The following is a 282-nucleotide window of genomic DNA, read 5'->3' as shown; positions in this document are numbered from 1 at the left end:
GATATGCTTCATGTGATAACACTTGAATTTCTGGAATCAAGCCATCTTTTAAAATATTTTGCTTATGATAAATATCCGCTAAAAATAGAGTTAAAGCTTTAATCCTCTGCATGCAACCCAACGAAATTTTATTCCATTGTTGTTTGGCAATTACACGCGGAATCAAATCAAAAGGAATAGTACGTTCAATACCTGCTTTTTCGCCATAAACTGCAAATGTAATTCCTTGATATAAAAAATGTTCTTTGGCAGATTCATTTAATTTTTCAAGTTCATAAATAC

The 282-nt window shown here is 30.9% G+C and carries 1 protein-coding gene; it reads right to left on the bottom strand.

What is annotated here, in order from left to right:
• A partial coding sequence (locus ACG94X_RS16860; protein WP_419384808.1) for a circularly permuted type 2 ATP-grasp protein occupies window positions 1-282 on the bottom strand: 282 nt, incomplete at both ends.

The sequence above is a fragment of the Acinetobacter psychrotolerans genome, from assembly GCF_048552595.1.
GTDB lineage: Bacteria > Pseudomonadota > Gammaproteobacteria > Pseudomonadales > Moraxellaceae > Acinetobacter.
Note: the sequence above shows the minus strand (reverse complement) of the source record. Positions and strands in the feature narration are given on the sequence as shown.